The sequence below is a fragment of the Gordonia sp. LMA167 genome (assembly GCF_058130025.1).
The window spans coordinates 2,133,774-2,151,152 of record NZ_CM176708.1; the positions used below are offsets into that span (position 1 = coordinate 2,133,774).

Annotated in this window: 16 protein-coding genes; 8 read left to right on the top strand and 8 right to left on the bottom strand. The window is 64.3% G+C overall.

Annotated elements, in window-relative coordinates; genetic code table 11:
- Window position 1: 1 nt before the first annotated feature.
- The 4 genes from ACVT6V_RS09600 to ACVT6V_RS09615 form a co-directional block, all read right to left on the bottom strand.
- The gene (locus ACVT6V_RS09600) at window positions 2–1,282 is read right to left on the bottom strand and encodes a cytochrome P450 (protein ID WP_489899577.1); all 1,281 of its coding nucleotides are present in this window, start codon (window positions 1,280–1,282) and stop codon (window positions 2–4) included.
- An 82-nt stretch (window positions 1,283–1,364) separates the two neighbouring features.
- Window positions 1,365–2,837 (bottom strand): aldehyde dehydrogenase family protein, encoded by a 1,473-nt coding sequence (locus ACVT6V_RS09605; protein ID WP_489899578.1) that lies wholly within the window; start codon window positions 2,835–2,837, stop codon window positions 1,365–1,367.
- A 34-nt stretch (window positions 2,838–2,871) separates the two neighbouring features.
- Window positions 2,872–3,705, bottom strand: coding sequence for a mycofactocin-coupled SDR family oxidoreductase (locus ACVT6V_RS09610; RefSeq protein ID WP_489899579.1), 834 nt, complete (start codon window positions 3,703–3,705; stop codon window positions 2,872–2,874).
- A 68-nt stretch (window positions 3,706–3,773) separates the two neighbouring features.
- Window positions 3,774–4,370 (bottom strand): carboxymuconolactone decarboxylase family protein, encoded by a 597-nt coding sequence (locus ACVT6V_RS09615; RefSeq protein WP_489899580.1) that lies wholly within the window; start codon window positions 4,368–4,370, stop codon window positions 3,774–3,776.
- A 271-nt stretch (window positions 4,371–4,641) separates the two neighbouring features.
- Here ACVT6V_RS09615 and ACVT6V_RS09620 point away from each other — a divergent pair, with 271 nt between their 5' ends.
- The 3 genes from ACVT6V_RS09620 to ACVT6V_RS09630 all read left to right on the top strand — a co-directional run bounded on the left by ACVT6V_RS09620 (window position 4,642) and on the right by ACVT6V_RS09630 (window position 6,604).
- Window positions 4,642–5,250 (top strand): TetR/AcrR family transcriptional regulator, encoded by a 609-nt coding sequence (locus ACVT6V_RS09620; RefSeq protein ID WP_489899581.1) that lies wholly within the window; start codon window positions 4,642–4,644, stop codon window positions 5,248–5,250.
- Between the two features lie 242 nt (window positions 5,251–5,492).
- A complete protein-coding gene (locus tag ACVT6V_RS09625) occupies window positions 5,493–6,329 on the top strand; it encodes a mycofactocin-coupled SDR family oxidoreductase (protein WP_489899582.1) in 837 nt (278 codons plus the stop codon).
- Between the two features lie 20 nt (window positions 6,330–6,349).
- Complete coding sequence (locus ACVT6V_RS09630; protein WP_489899583.1) at window positions 6,350–6,604, top strand: ferredoxin; 255 nt, start codon at window positions 6,350–6,352, stop codon at window positions 6,602–6,604.
- A 329-nt stretch (window positions 6,605–6,933) separates the two neighbouring features.
- Here the strand turns inward: ACVT6V_RS09630 and ACVT6V_RS09635 are convergent, their stop codons facing one another.
- From ACVT6V_RS09635 to ACVT6V_RS09645, 3 genes are read right to left on the bottom strand one after another with little or no spacing between them, the layout of a single operon-like run.
- Window positions 6,934–8,364, bottom strand: coding sequence for a FadD3 family acyl-CoA ligase (locus tag ACVT6V_RS09635; protein WP_489899584.1), 1,431 nt, complete (start codon window positions 8,362–8,364; stop codon window positions 6,934–6,936).
- Window positions 8,361–9,542 carry an amidohydrolase family protein gene (locus ACVT6V_RS09640; protein WP_489899585.1) on the bottom strand — a complete coding sequence of 394 codons (1,182 nt, stop codon included), beginning with the start codon at window positions 9,540–9,542 and terminating at the stop codon, window positions 8,361–8,363. Before ACVT6V_RS09640 ends, ACVT6V_RS09635 begins: the two co-directional genes overlap by 4 nt.
- 40 nt (window positions 9,543–9,582) lie before the next feature.
- On the bottom strand, window positions 9,583–11,121 hold the full coding sequence (locus ACVT6V_RS09645) for an AMP-binding protein (RefSeq protein ID WP_489899586.1): 1,539 nt from the start codon (window positions 11,119–11,121) through the stop codon (window positions 9,583–9,585).
- Between the two features lie 124 nt (window positions 11,122–11,245).
- Between ACVT6V_RS09645 and ACVT6V_RS09650 the strand changes: the two genes are divergently transcribed.
- Genes ACVT6V_RS09650 through ACVT6V_RS09660 form a run of 3 tightly spaced genes read left to right on the top strand, consistent with a single transcriptional unit; the run spans window position 11,246 to window position 13,481 of the window.
- On the top strand, window positions 11,246–11,962 hold the full coding sequence (locus ACVT6V_RS09650; RefSeq protein ID WP_489899587.1) for an enoyl-CoA hydratase/isomerase family protein: 717 nt from the start codon (window positions 11,246–11,248) through the stop codon (window positions 11,960–11,962).
- 4 nt (window positions 11,963–11,966) lie between these two features.
- Complete coding sequence (locus ACVT6V_RS09655) at window positions 11,967–12,908, top strand: NAD(P)-dependent oxidoreductase (RefSeq protein ID WP_489899588.1); 942 nt, start codon at window positions 11,967–11,969, stop codon at window positions 12,906–12,908.
- Between the two features lie 51 nt (window positions 12,909–12,959).
- A complete protein-coding gene (locus ACVT6V_RS09660; protein WP_489899589.1) occupies window positions 12,960–13,481 on the top strand; it encodes a DoxX family protein in 522 nt (173 codons plus the stop codon).
- 145 nt (window positions 13,482–13,626) lie between these two features.
- On the opposite strand, the gene ACVT6V_RS09665 is transcribed toward ACVT6V_RS09660, so the two are convergent.
- The gene (locus tag ACVT6V_RS09665; RefSeq protein ID WP_489899590.1) at window positions 13,627–15,135 is read right to left on the bottom strand and encodes a glutamate-cysteine ligase family protein; all 1,509 of its coding nucleotides are present in this window, start codon (window positions 15,133–15,135) and stop codon (window positions 13,627–13,629) included.
- A 16-nt stretch (window positions 15,136–15,151) separates the two neighbouring features.
- Here ACVT6V_RS09665 and ACVT6V_RS09670 point away from each other — a divergent pair, with 16 nt between their 5' ends.
- Entirely contained in the window at window positions 15,152–15,565 is a 414-nt protein-coding gene (locus tag ACVT6V_RS09670; protein ID WP_489900766.1) for a sterol carrier family protein, read from the top strand.
- Between the two features lie 172 nt (window positions 15,566–15,737).
- A complete protein-coding gene (gene purF / locus ACVT6V_RS09675) occupies window positions 15,738–17,315 on the top strand; it encodes an amidophosphoribosyltransferase (protein ID WP_489899591.1) in 1,578 nt (525 codons plus the stop codon).
- Window positions 17,316–17,379 lie beyond the last annotated feature (64 nt).

Consider the following 17,379-nt stretch of genomic DNA (forward strand, 5'->3'; position numbering starts at 1 on the left):
GTCAGTCCTTCTCGTCGAACTCGATGTGCAATTCGGTCAGGCCGCGCAACAGGAACGTGGGCTCATAGGTGAAGTTGCGTTGCCCGGCCGGGCCGTGCGCCGTCCCGTCGATCCTGATATCGGTCATGCGGTCGAGGAGCCGATTGATCGTCACCCGTCCCTCGACACGGGCGAGTGGGGCGCCGGCACAGGTGTGGATACCGCGACCGAACGTGATGTGTTCGCGCACGTTCTTCCGATCGAGTCGGAACTCGTTGGGATTGTCGAACTTTCGTGGGTCACGATTGGCAGCACCCAAGCAGAGCATGATCACGCTGCCTGCAGGGATGTCGACGTCGCCGAGTGTTGTCGACTTCCGCGCCAGCCGAAAATCGACCTTTGTGGGGCTTTCCATCCGGAGCGATTCCTCGATGAAAGGGACGATCAGACTTCGGTCGGCACGCAATTGCTCCTGCAGGTCTGGACGTTCACAGAGAACCAGCAGGGCCGAACTCAGGAGCTTGGTGACCGTCTCCTGACCTGCGGCGAACAAGAAGGTCGCCGGGTGCACAACCTCAATGACCGGGGGGATCGATCCGTCCGGGTAGGTGGCCGTGGCCAGACCGCCGAGGACGTCGTCGCGGGGCTCCTCACGCCGAGCATTGACGTACCCGGCGAAGAGATCGTCGAGGTACTGCAGAGGGTTGCTACCGACAGGTTCGTGATCAAGTGCCCCTACCCTGCTTCCGGGTGCGTTGCCCGCCCCCAGATTGCGGCGGACCTCGTCTCGGTCGCTCTCGGGCACTCCCAGGAGGTCGGCGATGGCGAGGGTCGCGAAGGGCTTGCCGTACTCGCCGAGGAACTCGCACCGGTGGTTCTCGATGAACTCGTCGATCTGACGGTCGGCAAGATCCCAGACGAATTGCTCATTCTCCTGGAGCCGCCGCGGAGTCAGCAGCCGAAGCAGCAGGGATCGGGCCTTCTGATGGTCGGGTGGGTCCATCGTGACCATGTGCTCGAAAATCGGGAACTCGTGGCGATGCGCTTCAATCTGGTCGGTGATGTCATCGCCCACGGGTTCAAAGGGCAACGGTGGGAACGGACCACCGATGGCGTTGACGGCGGAGAAGGAGTCGGTGTCCTTGAACGCCTCGCTCGCCTCCTGATAGCCCGTCACGGCAATGACGTTCTGGTAGGGCTCGCGGGTCACCGGCCCCTGACTACGCAAGCGGTCCCAGTAGTCGTACGGGTTCTGTGACACGTCGCTGTCCGAAAAATAGTCGACGGTGGCGGGATTTGTCATCGTTTGCTGGACCTTTCAGAATGCTGAGCAGGGCTGAGTTTGTGAATAGCGCTGATTACCAATACCCGCGTGGACTCGACCGTTAGAGGCCGATGCGAGTGTTCTTCACCTGCTGGAACTCGTGCAGGCCCTCGATACCGCCGGACCGTGCGGTCCCGCTCTTTTTGAAACCGCCGTACGGGCCTTGCGGAGAGATGTCGCTGTTTCTGTTGATCCAGACGGATCCCGATTGCAGCGCGCGTGACATGGCGTGTGCCCGACTGAGATCTGCCGTCTGGACATAGGCATTGAGGCCGTAGTCGGTGTCGTTGGCGATCGAGATCGCTTCGTCATCATCGCGGAACCGCATGACGGACACCACCGGTCCGAAGGTTTCGGTGCCCGCGAGAGATGACCGGTTGTCGACATCGGAAAAGACCGTGGGTTCAATGTAGTAGCCATCGCGCAGCTCTCCGCCGATGCGACGACCACCGGTGACGAGAGTGCCGTCCCCGTCGCGAACCGCGCCATCGATGACACCCAGGATGCGACGCATTGCCGGCTCGCTGACGACTGGGCCCACCATGACGTCGGGATCGAACGGATCCCCGATCGGTGCAGAATCCAACACCGCCAGGAAGCGTTGCATGAACTCGTCGTGGACATCGTTGTGCACCAGGATGCGGCTGCCACACGCACAGCTTTGTCCCGATTGTCCGAGGGGGCCCTGCCACGCCGCGAGAATCGCCGCCTGGTCGAGGTCGGCATCAGCGAAGATGATGTTTGCCGACTTCCCGCCGAGTTCGGTGGCGACAGGCGTGAGGTTGGCCGCAGCGGCGATCAATACTTCGCGTGCGGTGGTGCCGCCGCCGGTGAAGTGAATCTTGCTGATCCCCGGATGTGTAACCAGCGCGCGTCCACCATCAGGATCCGACGGCAATACGTTGACCAATCCGCGCGGTAATCCTGCCTCGAGGCAGATCTCGCCGAACCGCAATGCGCTGAAGGGCGACAGCTCGGATGGCTTGAGTATCACCGCGTTTCCCGCGGCGAGCGCTGGTGCAACACTCAGGCCGACGACCACCATGGGCCCGTTCCACGGTGCGATGACGCCGACCACGCCGTAGGGCTCACGCTCGATGAGGTTGAGGTCGAACTTGGCGGAGACCTGCGATGCTGCGCCGTGCGCTTTGTCGACGTGGCCCGCGTAGTACCGGATGAAGCTCTCCGCGAGCATGGCGTGCCCCGGAGCGGTACGCAGGGGCACCGCGAAATCATGGATGCTCAGTCGGCCAAGTGTGTCGATGTTGTCGTGCACCGCGTCGGCCAGATCGAACAAGACATCGCGGCGCCGTCCGATCGGCATCGACATCCATTCGCGTTGCGCCTCCCGCCCGGACGCGACAGCGCGATCGACTTCATCCTGCCCGGCGAGGGCGATGGTGGCGTTGGGCTTACCGGTGGCCGGGTAGATGTGGTCGTGGGTGCCTGCCGATGTCGCACTGACACTTTCGCCACCGATCAGTAGGCCGGTGGGCAGCACGTCGGAGTCACGTTGCTCGAGTGCGACACTCATGATTGCCCTCTGTTCTGGGGAGCCGTACCGAGCGTCATCGGACAGTGAATCCCGCGTCGAGCGCCCACTGTGTCCCGGTGATGAACTTTGCCTCGTCGGATACCAGATATGCGACTGCGCCGGCGACATCTTCGGGTTCGAGCATCTGAATCGGCAGTGCATTCTGCATTCCGGAGATGGTGTTCGCTCCACCGGCGGCTGCCTGCGCCATCAGTTGCTGCATCGCGTCGTTGAGCGTCATCCCGCTGGCCACGCCCGTCGGGTGGATCGTATTGACTCGAATCCATTCCGGTGCCAAGTAATTGGCAAGTCCTTGCATCAGCGCGACCACACCTCGCTTGGCGGAGGCGTAGGCGTTCCCGCTCGCGTTGATGGAGGCGGATGCCTTGATGCCGGCCGAGGAGCTTGTGATGACGATTGACCCACCGCGGCCGCCCTCGCGCAACGCCGGTAAGGCCGCTCGAATGGTGTAGAAGACGCCGGTGAGGTTGGTGTCGATGACATCGTTCCATTCCGCGAGGAAGTTCTCCGGATCCTCGGGTCCCATCTTGATGATGCCGGCGTTGGCGATGATGATGTCGACTCGGCCGAACTCGCGGTAACCCTCCTGGAACGCGGCCGACAGCGCATCGAAGTCGCGGACGTCTGCCATTCGCGTTACGATCCGACGTCCCTCCTTCTCGACCAGGCGAGCGGTCTCGTCGAGATCGTCGGCCGAAGAGTTCGGATAGGTCATCGAGGGGATGTTCTCGCAGATATCCACAGCGATGATGTCCGCGCCTTCTTGTGCGAGGCGTACGGCGTGCGCGCGCCCCTGGCCGCGTGCTGCTCCCGTGATGAACGCAACGCGTCCGTCCAGTCCTGACATGGTGTTGTCCTCTTTCGTACAGGCGGCCGAGGGCCGTGGCGATGTGATGAGACGATCAGGTAGTTCGCTCAGGGATGGATGCGCGCCCAGGCGTCTTCGCTGGCACCGTGCAGGGCTTCGGCTTTGGCGAACCCCGAATACGCGGCGAGTTGCAGGACGACCTCGTCCATCTCAGACTTGGTGATGTCACCGGACTCCAGGGCCGAGCCGGTGTGTGAATGCAGGGGTGTCAGCGCGTCGCAGACGGCGACAGATGCGACAGTGATGAATCGACGGTCGCGGCGACTGAGCTCCGGTCGTTGCCAGACGTGGCCGAATACGAAGTTGAGGATTCCGGCATGGATGTAGGGCGTATCCGCTCCGGGTGCATCGATCAGATTAACTGAGGCGAATTCTTTTGCACCATCAGCGATTCGGGCATCCCAGTCGGTGATCCCGAGGCTCGAGTTCTCGGGTTTGCGTAGTTGTCCGGTTCCGCCGGCCTCGCGATCGATCGCCGCCCAGGCGCGCCGGATCACTCCCTCCATGTGCGAAGCCTTTGGCCAACCGTTGTATACAGCGAAGTGGAGAACGAACTCGAGCATCTCGTCGATGGTCATGTCGCCGCTGCGCAGCGCCTGGTCGACCTGATCTTCTATCGGTCGTGGGGCGTCTGCGGCACCCACGCATGTCAGCGTCACCCAGCGACGTTCACGCCGCCCCAATCCAGGCCGGGTCCAGACCTGGCCGTCAAGCCAGTCGTGTCGTGCCTGTTCAAACGGTGTTAGGACTGCTGGGGTGTTGGTGCTCTGGACGTCGCAGGAGTCTAGGGAACCGCGGGTCATGTGATCCACCTCTCAGTTCAGGTGTCTGAATATTAAGTCGACAGACCTAATTTGTCTATGGTTTGATTGATTTATGCCGACAGATGGCCGATCCGCCAAGGAGCGACTGATAGTGACCGCGGAGCGGCTCTACGCGCGCCATGGACTCGACGGAGTTCCGTTGCGGCAGATATCAGTTGAGGCGGGTACGTCGAACAAGTCGGCTGTTCAATACCACTTCGGTTCCAAGGAGGCGTTGGTCACGGCGGTTCTGGCAAACCGGGTCGATGACCTTGACCGCCGGCGGGCTCTGCTGTTCGCGCGAGCCAACCTGGAGGACCTGCGCGCTGTTGTCGAGGCGCATCATCTGCCGCTTATCGAGCTCGGCGAGGATGAAAACTGCTACTACCTGCAGTTCATCGAACAGCTCGGAAATAGCCTGCATCCGTTGCATCAGTTGCCCGCTGCAAACCGGCAGACCGAGCAGGCGTACTACGACCGCGTCGGAGCGCTGCTGGATGGTGTGCCCGACGAGCTACGCGAGATCCGGATCAAACAGGCCAGTGCGATGTGCGTGCACGCATGCGTCGACCGGCATCGTACGAAGGCGCTCGGCGAGCCAGTGCCCAGCTACGCGGTGCATGTGAGTCAATTGCTCGACAGTCTTGTTGCGCTGCTGTCGGTTCAGCCGTCACCTGAAACCCTGCAGGCCCTGGAGGTAGTTGCGGCACAGGGTCTTTAACGCGTGCTGTAGTAACGAGTTCGAATCGTGTGCTGGTGTATCCGGGCTAAGCCTGGATTGCGAGGCGATCGTGGTTTATGAAAACAGTTTATTGCCAATGGGTTTCAGGGCACTCGGCTGTTGACACCGGATGTGACCCGTGTAACACTTCTGAACAGGCGTTCGGTATCTGTGCCGACGCGGTGCGAACCCGGCTGGGGCGCAACTCAATCAAATCACGAATTTAGAAAGTTGGTAGATCAATGGCTGGTCGTATGGAGGGTAAGGTCGCGTTTGTGACCGGCGCTGCGCGTGGGCAGGGGCGAAGCCACGCGGTGCGGCTGGCGGAAGAGGGAGCCGACATCATTGCGGTGGACATCTGTGGTGCGGTCACGAATGACACCTCGATCGCCCCGTCGACTCCCGAGGACCTCGCTGAGACGGTGGAGTTGGTCAAGCAGCAGAATCGGCGGATCATCGCATCCGAGGTAGACGTCCGCAACTACGACGCTGTGAAGGCGGCGCTCGACAACGGTGTTGAGCAGCTCGGCCATCTCGATGTCATCGTGGCCAATGCCGGGATCGGAAACGGGGGTGAGACGCTCGACAAGACCAGCGAGACCGACTGGCAGGATATGATCGACGTCAATCTCTCGGGTGTCTGGAAGACCGTGAAAGCGGGTGTTCCCCATCTTCTTTCAGCTGGCGGCGGATCGATTGTCCTGACCAGCTCGGTTGGTGGGATGAAAGCCTATCCGAATACCGGCCACTACATCGCAGCCAAGCACGGTGTCATCGGACTGATGCGCAGCTTCGCGGTCGAGCTTGGAGCCCAGTCGATTCGAGTCAACTCGGTCCTCCCCACGAATGTAAATACGCCGATGTTCATGAACGAGGGGACCATGCAGATGTTCCGTCCGGACCTCGAGGCTCCGGGGCCGGAGGATCTCAAGGTTGTCGCACAAATGATGCATGTGCTGCCGACCGGCTGGGTGGAACCTCGCGACATCAGTAACGCGGTGTTGTTCCTCGCATCCGATGAGTCCCGATTCGTCACGGGACTCCCCCTGGCCGTGGACGCCGGCAGCTTGCTGAAGTAGACGGCGTCGGCGGCTGCTCTATGAGCACGCCCGATACGAGTGTCCATGAAGATCCGGAGGAGACCGTTGTGACCGAGGATGAACTGCGCGTTGACGTGGACAGGGGATTGTGTGAGGGTCATGGCCTGTGCGCGCTGCTCGCACCCGATGTGTTCGAAGTCGGCGACGATGATGTCGCGGTGTGGGAAGAGCGTCCACCGGAGCGGACGCACGACTCGGTTCGAGCGGCGGTGAGCGCGTGTCCGCGACAAGCGATCTCTCTGAGTTCGGAGTAGTGATAAGCGTCAACCGGGCGGTCTCGGTAAATGCCTTGGGCGGCAAGGGAGTCCAGTAGGACATCGCTGCCGCGGCACCGTGCTGTGCTGAGGTCGAGCCGCTGGGAAGCGCGTGGTTGGTGAGCGGGTTGCGTTGGTGGGCGGGCGATCTCGATACGCCGACTCGCTGCCGCTCGCTGGCTCCTCGATCAGCGGGTGGGATGCGCTGGCTACTCGATCGGCGGGTGGGGGTAGGTGATCTCGATACGCCGACTCGCTGCCGCTCGCCGGCTACTCGATCAGCGGGTGGTGTTCGCTGGCTACTCGATCGGCGGGTGGGGTGGATGGGGTCAGCGCAGAAGATCCTTCATCACCTTGCCGGTGGCGTTCGTCGGGAGGTGATCGAGGAAGGCGATCGACCTCGGGGCCTTGAACCCGGCCATCCGTGTTCGGCTCCACGAGATCAACTCGTCCTCCGAGATCACCGATCGCGCAACGACGAATGCCTTCCCGACCTGTCCGAGACGCTCGTCCGGCACCCCGATCACCGCTACCTGCTCGACCGCGGGGTGCTCGAGCAGGTAGCTCTCGATCTCCGCGGGATAGGCATTGAAGCCGCCGACGATGAACATGTCCTTCTTGCGCCCGACGATGCGGAGTCGGCCGCCGTCGGTCATCTCGCCGAGATCGCCGGTCCGTAGCCAGCCATCCGTGTCCATGACGGCGGCGGTCGCCTCCGGGTCGTCGAGATACCCCTGCATGACGTTGTACCCACGGATGAGTACCTCGCCGTCATCGGCGATGCGGATCTCGATGTCGTCGCACGGCTTTCCGACGGTCGTCGCGATCTGTTCAAAGGTGTCGCCGGGTCGGGACGCGGTCACCGTGCCGGCTTCCGTGAGTCCGTAGCCCGTCATGATGGTCTCGAAGGGGAGGTCGCGCTTGATGCGACGGATGAGATCGACGGGGATGTCGGCAGACCCGGTGACCGCCGCACGCAACGACGAGAGGTCCCGTGATCCGTCGGTCGCGGACAGCAGCGATTGGTACAGGGTCGGTGGCCCCGGCAGCATGGTGATCTTCTCGGTCTCGACCATCTCGAGCACGCCCTCCACATCGAGGGTGGCCATGGGGTAGATCGTCGCACCGCGTAGGAAGGATGCGATGACACCGGCCTTGTACCCGAACATGTGGAAGAACGGGTTGACGATCAGGTAGCGGTCGCCTTGACGCAGGTCGGCGAGGTCGCACCATTCGGCGAAGAGGCGTAGAACCTGCTGGTGATTCATCATGACACCTTTCGGGCGCCCTGTGGTGCCCGAGGTGTACATGATGTCGGCGATGTCCGAGCCGGACACCTTTGACTCGAAAGGTGTTCCGCTCGAGAGGAAATCGCTCTTGATGTCGATGACGCGGATTCCTGCGGGCGCGTCGAAGTCGAGCCCCAGAAAGTCCTTCTGGACCAACACGGCCCTGGCGCCGCTGCGGATGAGGATGTCCGCGGCCTCATCGTGCTTGTAGCGTGTGTTGACCGGAACGAGTATGGCGCCGGCGGTCAACAGCCCGAAGGCGGCGATGATCCATTCGGCTGAGTTCGGTGCCCAGATCGCGACACGATCGCCCTTGTCGATCCCGATGTCAGCGAATGCGCCTGCTGCACAGCGGATGCGCTGGACTGCCTCGCGAAAGGTCAAGCGCACAGAGCCGTCGACGACCGCTTCGGCATCACCGAAGCGGTCGTCGGACGAGAGGACCATCTCGGGGATGGTCTGCCAGCTCATACCTTGAGCAGCCGCGCCAAGTTGCCGCCCATCACGAGCTTCTGGTCCTCGAGCGGCAGATGCTCGATGTGGCTGATGTAGGTGGTGGGCTCGGCCAGCCCTTCGGGATGCGGATAGTCCGAACCGAACAGCACCCGCTCGGCACCGATGAGTGCGGTGAGCTTGCTGAAGTCCTCTTCCCAGAAAGGACTGACGTGGATGCTCTTCTTGATCGCGGCCACCGGGTCCTGCATGCCGAACCCCTCCGGCGCCTTCTTGTAGACGTCGGTCAGGGTCTGTAGGACGTGCGGTAGCCAGCTGGCGCCGTTCTCGATCACGGCGATCCGCAGCTCCGGGAAGCGGAAGAGGGCACCGTGGCACACCCACGAGGCCACCGCGTCCTGGATCGGCCGCCACTCACTGACCATCCGGAACGCGTTGGTCACGAACGGCAGCATCTCGGTGCCGGTGCCGTCCCAATCCTGGTTGTAGCGGGCATAACCACTGTCGGAGGAGTGCTGCGTGACGAGCACGTCGAGTTCCACGACACGCTTCCAGAACGGGTCGAATTCCGGCAGGGCAAAAGAGCGCGGTCCCTTGAAACCGGGGACCGGTGCCGGACGCACCAGGATCGCCTTGGCGCCGCGCTCGACACACCACTCGAGTTCCTCGATCGCCTTGTCCACGATCGGCAGGCTGATGACCGGAACGGTGAAGATCCGCTCCTTGTAGTTGAACGACCAGTTCTCGTACAGCCATTGGTTGAGCGAGTGGACCACGGCGTGGATGAGCTCGGGATCGTGTCGCATCCGCTCCTCGACCAGGCTGGCGAGCGTCGGGAACATCAGGGTCCGGTCGATCTTGAGCTCGTCCATCAACTCCAGACGCGGAGCCGGCTCACGGAACGCGGGCGGCGACTTGATCGGCTTGCCGAAGATCTCGCGCTTGCTCTTGCCCTCGGGGTTGCCGTTCTTGAAGTAGTCCTCCATGGCGCCCGGGCGGGCGACGACGTCGAACGTCGGGTTGGGGATGTACTCGCTGATCTGACCCTGGATGGCGATCTTGGTGCGGCCCTCCACCTCGACGTACTGGATGGCCTTCTTGTACTTGTCGGGCAGGAACTTGGTGAGCGCCTCCTTCGTCTCGTACAGATGGTTGTCCGCGTCGAACAGCGGGTAAGGCAGCTGGCTTGGTGACATATGAAACTCTCCTTTGCTACTTGTGAGAATACTATTCTCTTCACCGGTTACTAGCAATGTCCTCGCGGATGCGAAACTTCTGGATCTTGCCACTAGCGGTCCGCGGGAAGTCGTCGACCACATGGATCTTCTCCGGCCACTTCTGCTTCGCCAGCCCCACGTCGGCGAAGTGTCGGCGGAGGTCATCCAGCGTCGGTGCGGTGTGTCCGGCGGTGATGCGTACGACGGCGGCGGCGCGCTCGCCGAGGCGGTCGTCGGGCACTGCGACGACGACCGCATCGGCCACCTCGTCCATGCCGAGGAGAACCTCCTCGACCTCCAGCGCGCTGATGTTCTCGCCGCCGCGGATGATGATGTCGGACTTGCGATCCGTGATCTTGAGATAGCCGTCCTCGTCGATCACCCCGATGTCGCCGGTGTGGTACCAGCCGGCGTCGTCGAACATCCGGTTGGTGAGGTCGGAATCGGTGTAGCCGATGCAGAGATCTGGTCCGCGACTGAGGATTTCGCCGTCATCGGCCAGCTTGACCTCGACTCCGGGCAGCGGACGGCCATCGGTGTGCAGTCGCTTGTCCTCGGGTGCGTCATACAGCGATCCGGTGATCGACGGATGTTCGGTGCTTCCGTACGAGCGGAAGACGGTGATTCCGAGGGCGGCGAGCCGTGTGGTCACCGCGCTCGGGACCGACGAGCCACCGAGGCCGGCGTATTTCATCGACGGAAGATGTTCGGGCGTGAAGTCGGGGTGCTCGAGGAGGCTGGTCATGTAGTAGGTGGCGCCGCCCCCGACGGTCAGATCCGCCGACAGCATGAGGTCGAGGGCCTGTCCGGGATCCCAGACGTCGGTGAGGTTGATGTCGGTGCCGTCGAGCACCGGGATCAGGAATGCATTGATCATGCCGATGAAATGACCGACGGGTGCCGCGGTGAGTTGATGACCTCGATCGGGCGGATACCACTGGGCGAGCTGGCGTGTCTCATGGACCAGTGAATAGTGATTGTGCAGAACGCCTTTCGGGTTTCTCGTGGTGCCGGAGGTGAATGCGACCAGTGCAGGTGCGGCCGGGTCCACGGGCAGGGTGTCGGGCATCGGTTCGTCGGCGAGCAGCTCGTCGAAGTCGCGGTCGATGACGCCGACGATGGGGACGTCGGCGCAGACCGAGAGGTCGTACTCGAGTCGTCCGAAGCGCTCCGCGGTGATGAACACCGTCGGCGAGACCTCCTCGAGGATGTAGGAGACCTCCTTGCGGCCGTAGAAGTGCACGATCGGCACGACCGCTGCACCAAGGAAGGCCGGCGCCCAGAACGTGGCGGCGGCCTCCATCCAGTTCGGCAACTGGAAGGCGACGACGTCTCCCGGTCCGACTCCGCGGGCACGCAAACCGGCGGCGAGACGCCGGGCGACGTGTTCCACCTCGGCGAATGTGCCTGCCCACGGGCGCACAGACGAGTGGATGCGGAATGCGGTGTCGGGCGACTCCCGCAGTCCCTGTGAGAGGAGGTCGCCGACCGTGTCGGTGGTCCACCAGCCGTTGGCGATGTACTTCTCGGCCAGTTCGACCGGTACCTGCCTGGTCATGAATCCCCCATGGGTCTGACCGGGGCGGCGCTCCGATGCATCGACGTCGACCCCGGATTGGATGATGATATTGTTCTCTTGAAACGAGAATAGCAATCTCACTAGTGGAGAGCGAGCGATTTTCATGGTGAAGTTGGAGACGGTCGATGGGCTGGCCGTGATCACGATCGACCGCCCGGAGGCGCGCAACGCCATCGCGCCGTCGACGATGGACGAGCTCGACGAGGCCATCGATGCGGCGGCCGGCGCCCGGGCGCTCGCTATCACCGGTGGGGGCGACCGCGTGTTCGTGTCCGGGGGTGATCTGAAGGAGCTCGCGAAGCTGCGGACGCTCGACGATGCCCGCGCGATGGCCTGGCGTATGCGCACGATCTGTCAACGTCTCGTCGACTTCCCGGCGCCGGTCATCGCGGCGCTCAACGGTCACGCCCTCGGTGGCGGTGCGGAGTTCGCCACGGCTGCCGACATCCGACTCGCCGCCGATGACATCAAGATCGGCTTCAACCAGTCGACGCTGGCCATCATGCCCGCGTGGGGTGGCGCCGAGCGGCTGGCCGCGCTCGTGGGCCGACCGCGGGCACTGCTTCTCGCGGGGAGCGGGCAGTTGCTGTCGGCGACCGACGCGCGGGGGTGCGGCTTGATCGACGAGGTCTTCCCGCGCGACACCTTCGACCATGACTGGCGTGCGGTCGCCGAGTCACTCGCCTCGGCCCCGGCGGCCGGGATCAAGAAGGTGATCAATGGTGCGACGGCTGACGAGGCGGTGCACGAGTTCGCCGAACTCTGGGTGGCCGAGGAGCATTGGGCGGCTGCCGATCGGGTCATGAAGCGATCCAGGTGATCCCGTGGAGAACAAGCAAGACCGCGGAGGGATGATGACCGACCGCCCGCCGCTCCCGGGGCGTCGAGTGGCGATGGTCGGCCTCGGCGCGATGGGCTCGCCGATCGCCGCGAACTTCGCGGCCGCCGGCCAGCCCCTTGTCATCGCAGATGCCGATCCCGTTGCGACCCAACGCTTTGTCGGCGAGCATTCGACGGCGATCACGGGGGAGCCGGGCGACTGCGACATCGTCGTGCTCTCGTTGCCGACCAGTGATGTTGTCGAGGACGTCGTCCTCGGTGCGAAAGGGTTGCTCCGTTCTCTCGCGCCGGGATCGATCATCGTCGACATGAGTTCGAGCGTCCCCTCACGCACTCGAGCACTCGCCGAGACAGCGTCAGAGTCGGGGGTGGCGCTTCTCGATGCCCCGGTCAGCGGCGGGGTGTCCCGGGCGGTCGCCGCCGATCTGGCGGTGATGGTCGGTGGGGAGAAGGGCTCCATCGAGACCGTGCGACCACTCCTGTCAACGACCGCGCGGGAGATCATTCACGTGGGTCCGGCCGGAAGCGCCCATGCCGCAAAGGCGTTGAACAATCTGCTCTCCGCGACGGGGCTGTTCGCGGCGGCCGAAGTCCTTGTCGCCGGCGCGAAGTTCGGGATCGACCCGGAGACACTGCTGGCCGTGCTGAATGCGAGTAGCGGCCGCAATCAGGCGACGGAGACGAAGTTCGGTGCCTTCGTGCTGAGTCGGCGATTTGATTCCGGATTCACGGCGTCACTGATGAACAAGGACGTCGGTATCGCGCTCGACTTCGCGCGCGAGTGCGGGGTGGACCTCGAGGTGGGGTCGGCGCTCGGTCGGGCGTGGGCGTCGGCCCTTGCTGAGCTCGGACCTCGTGCGGATCAAACCGAGGTGGTCCGGGTGCTCGAGCGGGCCGCGGGGGTGGAACTCCGTTCCGAGACCTGATCTCATGGCCAGACATGCCCGATGACGTTCAACGCTGAGAGGTACACAACGATGAAGAGCCCGTTCACCCGACCGTCGACCGACAACACAGCAGTTCAACTGCTGCTGCGCGCGGCCATAGGCGGAACGATGATCGCCCATGGTGTCAAGCACGGGCGCAGCCTCGACGGCACGGCGGGCTGGTTCGGTTCGCTCGGTTTCAAACAGCCCAAACTGCAGGCGCAGGCATCAGCCGTGGTCGAGGTCGGCGCCGGTAGCGCCATCCTCGCCGGGGCGGGCACACCCGTGGCGGCCTCCGCCGTCGTCGGGACGATGGCCGTGGCCGCTCGTTCGGTGCACCTGCCGAACGGTTTCTTCATCACGTCCGAGGGCTGGGAGTACGTCGCGAACCTATCGGTGGCGGCCATAGCACTGGCTGCCCTCGGACCGGGACGTTTCAGCGTGGACCGGAAGCTCGGACTCGACTCCAAACTGACCGGCAACAAGGCCGCGGCTGTGGCCGCCGGTCTCGGACTCGCCGCCGCGGGCGCACAACTCGCGGCGTTTCATCGGCCGCAGGGCAACACCGCATAGGCCCGTTCGGTGTCCGCGCGGGGCTTGTGTCGGCCCTTCGTGACGCATCGCTCGTTCCTAGCGAGGCTCCTCAGGGACCGGGTGGGGACGCATCGCTCGTTCCTCGCGAGGTTTCCTCAGAGACCGGGTGGTGACGCTTCGTTGCTCAGATCGGCCAGGTGTGGACCGGCTCGCCCTCGTGCATGAGGTCGACGTAATCGCCGAGCATCCCGCGCAGAGCGGTGGACCGGTCGTCGCCAGCGTCCTCACGTGCCAGAACGGCCTTGCGCTGCCACACCGAGCCGGTCTGCCGGGTGATGCACCGGCCCTCGATGACGGAGAGATAGCGGGAGCGTGCCTTGCCCGACACTCCGTAGGCCTGCAGGCCGGTGTCGGCCACGGTGAGCAACCGGCGCAACGTCAGTTCGTCGGGACGCACCCAGCCGACGTTCGGCCAGTAGAGCTGCGCTTCGAGTCCGGCCCGCGCCCCGGAGTGCAGGTTCTCGGCGGCGGCGTTGAACGACATCTGCGACCAGAGCGGTCGGTCGGAGTCGACGAGCCCACGGACCACGCCGTAGTAGAACGCGGCGTTGGCCATCGTGTCGACCACCGTGGGACCTGCCGGCAGGACGCGGTTCTCCACCCGCAGGTGTGCGTGTCCGTCCACGACGTCGTACACCGGACGATTCCAGCGGTAGACGGTGCCGTTGTGGAGTCGCAACTCGTCGAGCGCCGGGGTGCGGCCCTCATCGAGTTCGTCGATCGGATCGATGTCGGTCGACACCGGCAACAGGGCAGGGAAGTAGCGGGTGTTCTCCTCGAACAGATCGAAGATGGTGTTGATCCAGCGCTCACCGAACCACACCCGGGGCCGGACACCCTGATTCTTCAGTTCGAGCGGGCGGGTGTCGGTGGCCTGCTCGAAGACCGGGATGCGACTCTCGTGCCACAGCGCCGTCCCGGCGAGGAACGGTGAGTTGCCGGCCAGCGCCACCTGTATGCCGGCGATGCTCTGCGCGGCATTCCAATGGGCGGCGAAGTCTTCCGGCGCCACGCGCAGATGCAGCTGGAGCGAGGTGCAGGCGGCCTCGGGGAGGATCGAGTCGGTGGTGGTGTGCAGTCGCTCGGTGGGGTGGTCGTCACCCAGCGGGACGCCGCTGATGTCGATCTCGATGTCCTCGCCGCGGGCGGCGAAGATCTGCTGGTTCAACAGGTCGTAGCGTGGATTGGCCGAGATCCAGTGGTGGGCGAAGTGCTCAGCGCTCAGGGTGGGCAGCATGCCGATCATCACGAGGTGGTTGTCGGTGCTCGCGGCGCGTTGCTCGGCGCGGTTGAGTGACGTACGCAGCGCCTGTTCGAGGGAGATGGTGTCGTCGGTCACGAACGGGCGCGGCGACACGTTGATCTCGATGTTGAACTGCCCGAGTTCGGTCTGATAGTCGGGGTCCGCGATCGCGTCGAGGACGGTGGCGTTGGCCATCGCCGGATTCATGTCGTCGTCGACGAGATTGAGTTCGACTTCCATCCCCAACAGCGGCTCCGGCGGCTTCCCCTGATCGGTGAACAAGCCGTCGGACAGCATCCGCGCGATCGCCTCGGTGCCACGGCTTACCTGCCTGCGGAACCGCACCCGGTCATCACCGGTGAACTCCCGTTTTGCCACGTCGGTTCCCATGAACCAATGGTGCATGATGGTCGACGTGGCAGCGCGCAAACCGATCGATCCGGCCCAGGTGCGTGATGCGGTGATCGCGGTCGCGCCGTGGCTCCGGGACGACAGCGTGCCGCAGCCGTCGCGGACCGATCTGGCCGCCGCCGTCAGGCTCACCGCGCGAACGCTGGCGCAGCTCGCACCGGGCAACTCGGTGGAGGTCCGCGTGCCTCCGTTCGTGGCCGTGCAGTGCATCCCGGGTCCGCGGCACACCCGGGGCACACCACCGAATGTGCTCGAGATGAATCCGCGGGAGTGGCTGTTGCTCGCGACCGGGCTGGAGAGTTTCGCCGACGCTGTCGCGAACGGGCGGCTCAGCGCGTCGGGCCACCGTGCGCCCGCCGTCGCGGAGCTGTTGCCGATCGTCCCGGTCGGTCCGCAAGCCCAGGAATGACGGGGGTGTCCCTGCGTGCCGCCCGGGTGGGATTGCTCACACGCCGGAATAGCTCGGGCCGCCGCGCCGCTACATGATTCGCACTGAATGGCTACCGGCCGGTACGCTGGGGTTATCTCCCCATCCACCAACGTGTTGTCATGTTTTCTCGCAGCCCCAGGGAGCGCACCGGATGACCGACTTGTCGATCAACAGCAAAAACCTACTCGCTCCCTCGCCGGCCTGCGGTACGGCACACATCTCCGATGAACCCGAGAATGAACCGCGCGAAGAATGCGGTGTATTCGGTGTCTGGGCGCCCGGTGAGGACGTCGCCAAGCTCTCGTACTACGGGCTCTACGCGCTGCAGCATCGGGGACAGGAAGCCGCGGGTATCGCTGTCGGCGACGGGTCGCAGGTGCTGGTCTTCAAGGATCTCGGCCTGGTGAGTCAGGTTTTCGACGAGCAGACGCTCGGCGCGATGTCCGGTCACGTCGCGATCGGGCACTGCCGTTACTCCACCACGGGTTCGACGACGTGGGAGAACTCTCAGCCGATCTTCCGGAACACCGACGCAGGCACCGGTGTCGCTCTCGGTCACAACGGCAACCTGGTCAACACCGCCGATCTCGCCAGTCGGGCCCGCGCCCTCGGGGTGATGAGCACGGCCGCGACGTCGGACTCGGATCTCGTCGGCGCTCTGCTGGCCCACGGCGCCGCCGACAGCACCATCGAGCAGGCAGCGATGGAACTGCTGCCGCTGCTGCGCGGCGCGTTCTGCCTGACCTTCATGGACGAGCACACGCTGTACGCGGCTCGCGACCCCCACGGGGTGCGGCCGCTCTCCCTGGGCCGACTCGACCGTGGCTGGGTGGTGGCGTCCGAGACCGCCGCCCTCGACATCGTCGGCGCGTCGTTCGTCCGCGACATCGAACCCGGCGAACTCCTCGCCATCGACGCCGACGGCGTGCGCAGCTCGCGGTTCGCCGAGCCCCAGCCCAAGGGCTGTGTCTTCGAATACGTCTATCTCGCCCGGCCCGACAGCGTCATCCACGGCCGCTCGGTGCACTCGACCCGCGTGGAGATCGGGCGTCGGCTCGCCCGGGAGCACCCGGCCGACGGCGACCTCGTGATCCCGGTGCCCGAGTCCGGCACCCCGGCCGCGGTCGGTTTCGCCCAGGAATCGGGCATTCCGTACGGACAAGGCCTGATGAAGAACGCCTACGTCGGGCGGACCTTCATCCAGCCGTCGCAGACCATTCGCCAGCTGGGCATCCGACTCAAACTCAATCCGCTCCGTGAAGTGATCCGGGGCAAGCGCCTGGTCGTCGTCGACGACTCGATCGTCCGCGGCAACACCCAGCGCGCATTGATCCGGATGCTGCGCGAGGCCGGTGCGGCCGAGGTGCACGTCCGTATCGCGTCCAGTCCGGTTCGCTGGCCCTGCTTCTACGGAATCGACTTCGCGTCGCCGGCCGAGCTGATCGCCAATGGCATGGAGTCCGAAGAGGGCATGGTCGACGGTGTTCGGCAGGCCATCGGGGCGGACTCACTCGGCTACATCAGCATCGATGAGATGATCGCGGCCACCGACCAGCAGGCGGAGAACCTCTGCGCGGCGTGTTTCGACGGCCAATACCCGATCGAACTGCCGAGGGAGACCTCGATGGGTAAGGCGGTCCTCGAACAGATGCTCGCCAGCGCCGCCGCGGACGGGCGCGATCCGCTCGCCGCGCCCAACGACAACGTCAGCGCCGTGATGCGGCCCTGATCGTCCGCGTGCCGACCCACACCGGACAGTACAGCCGCACCGCGGTCGGGTAGCGTATTCGCCG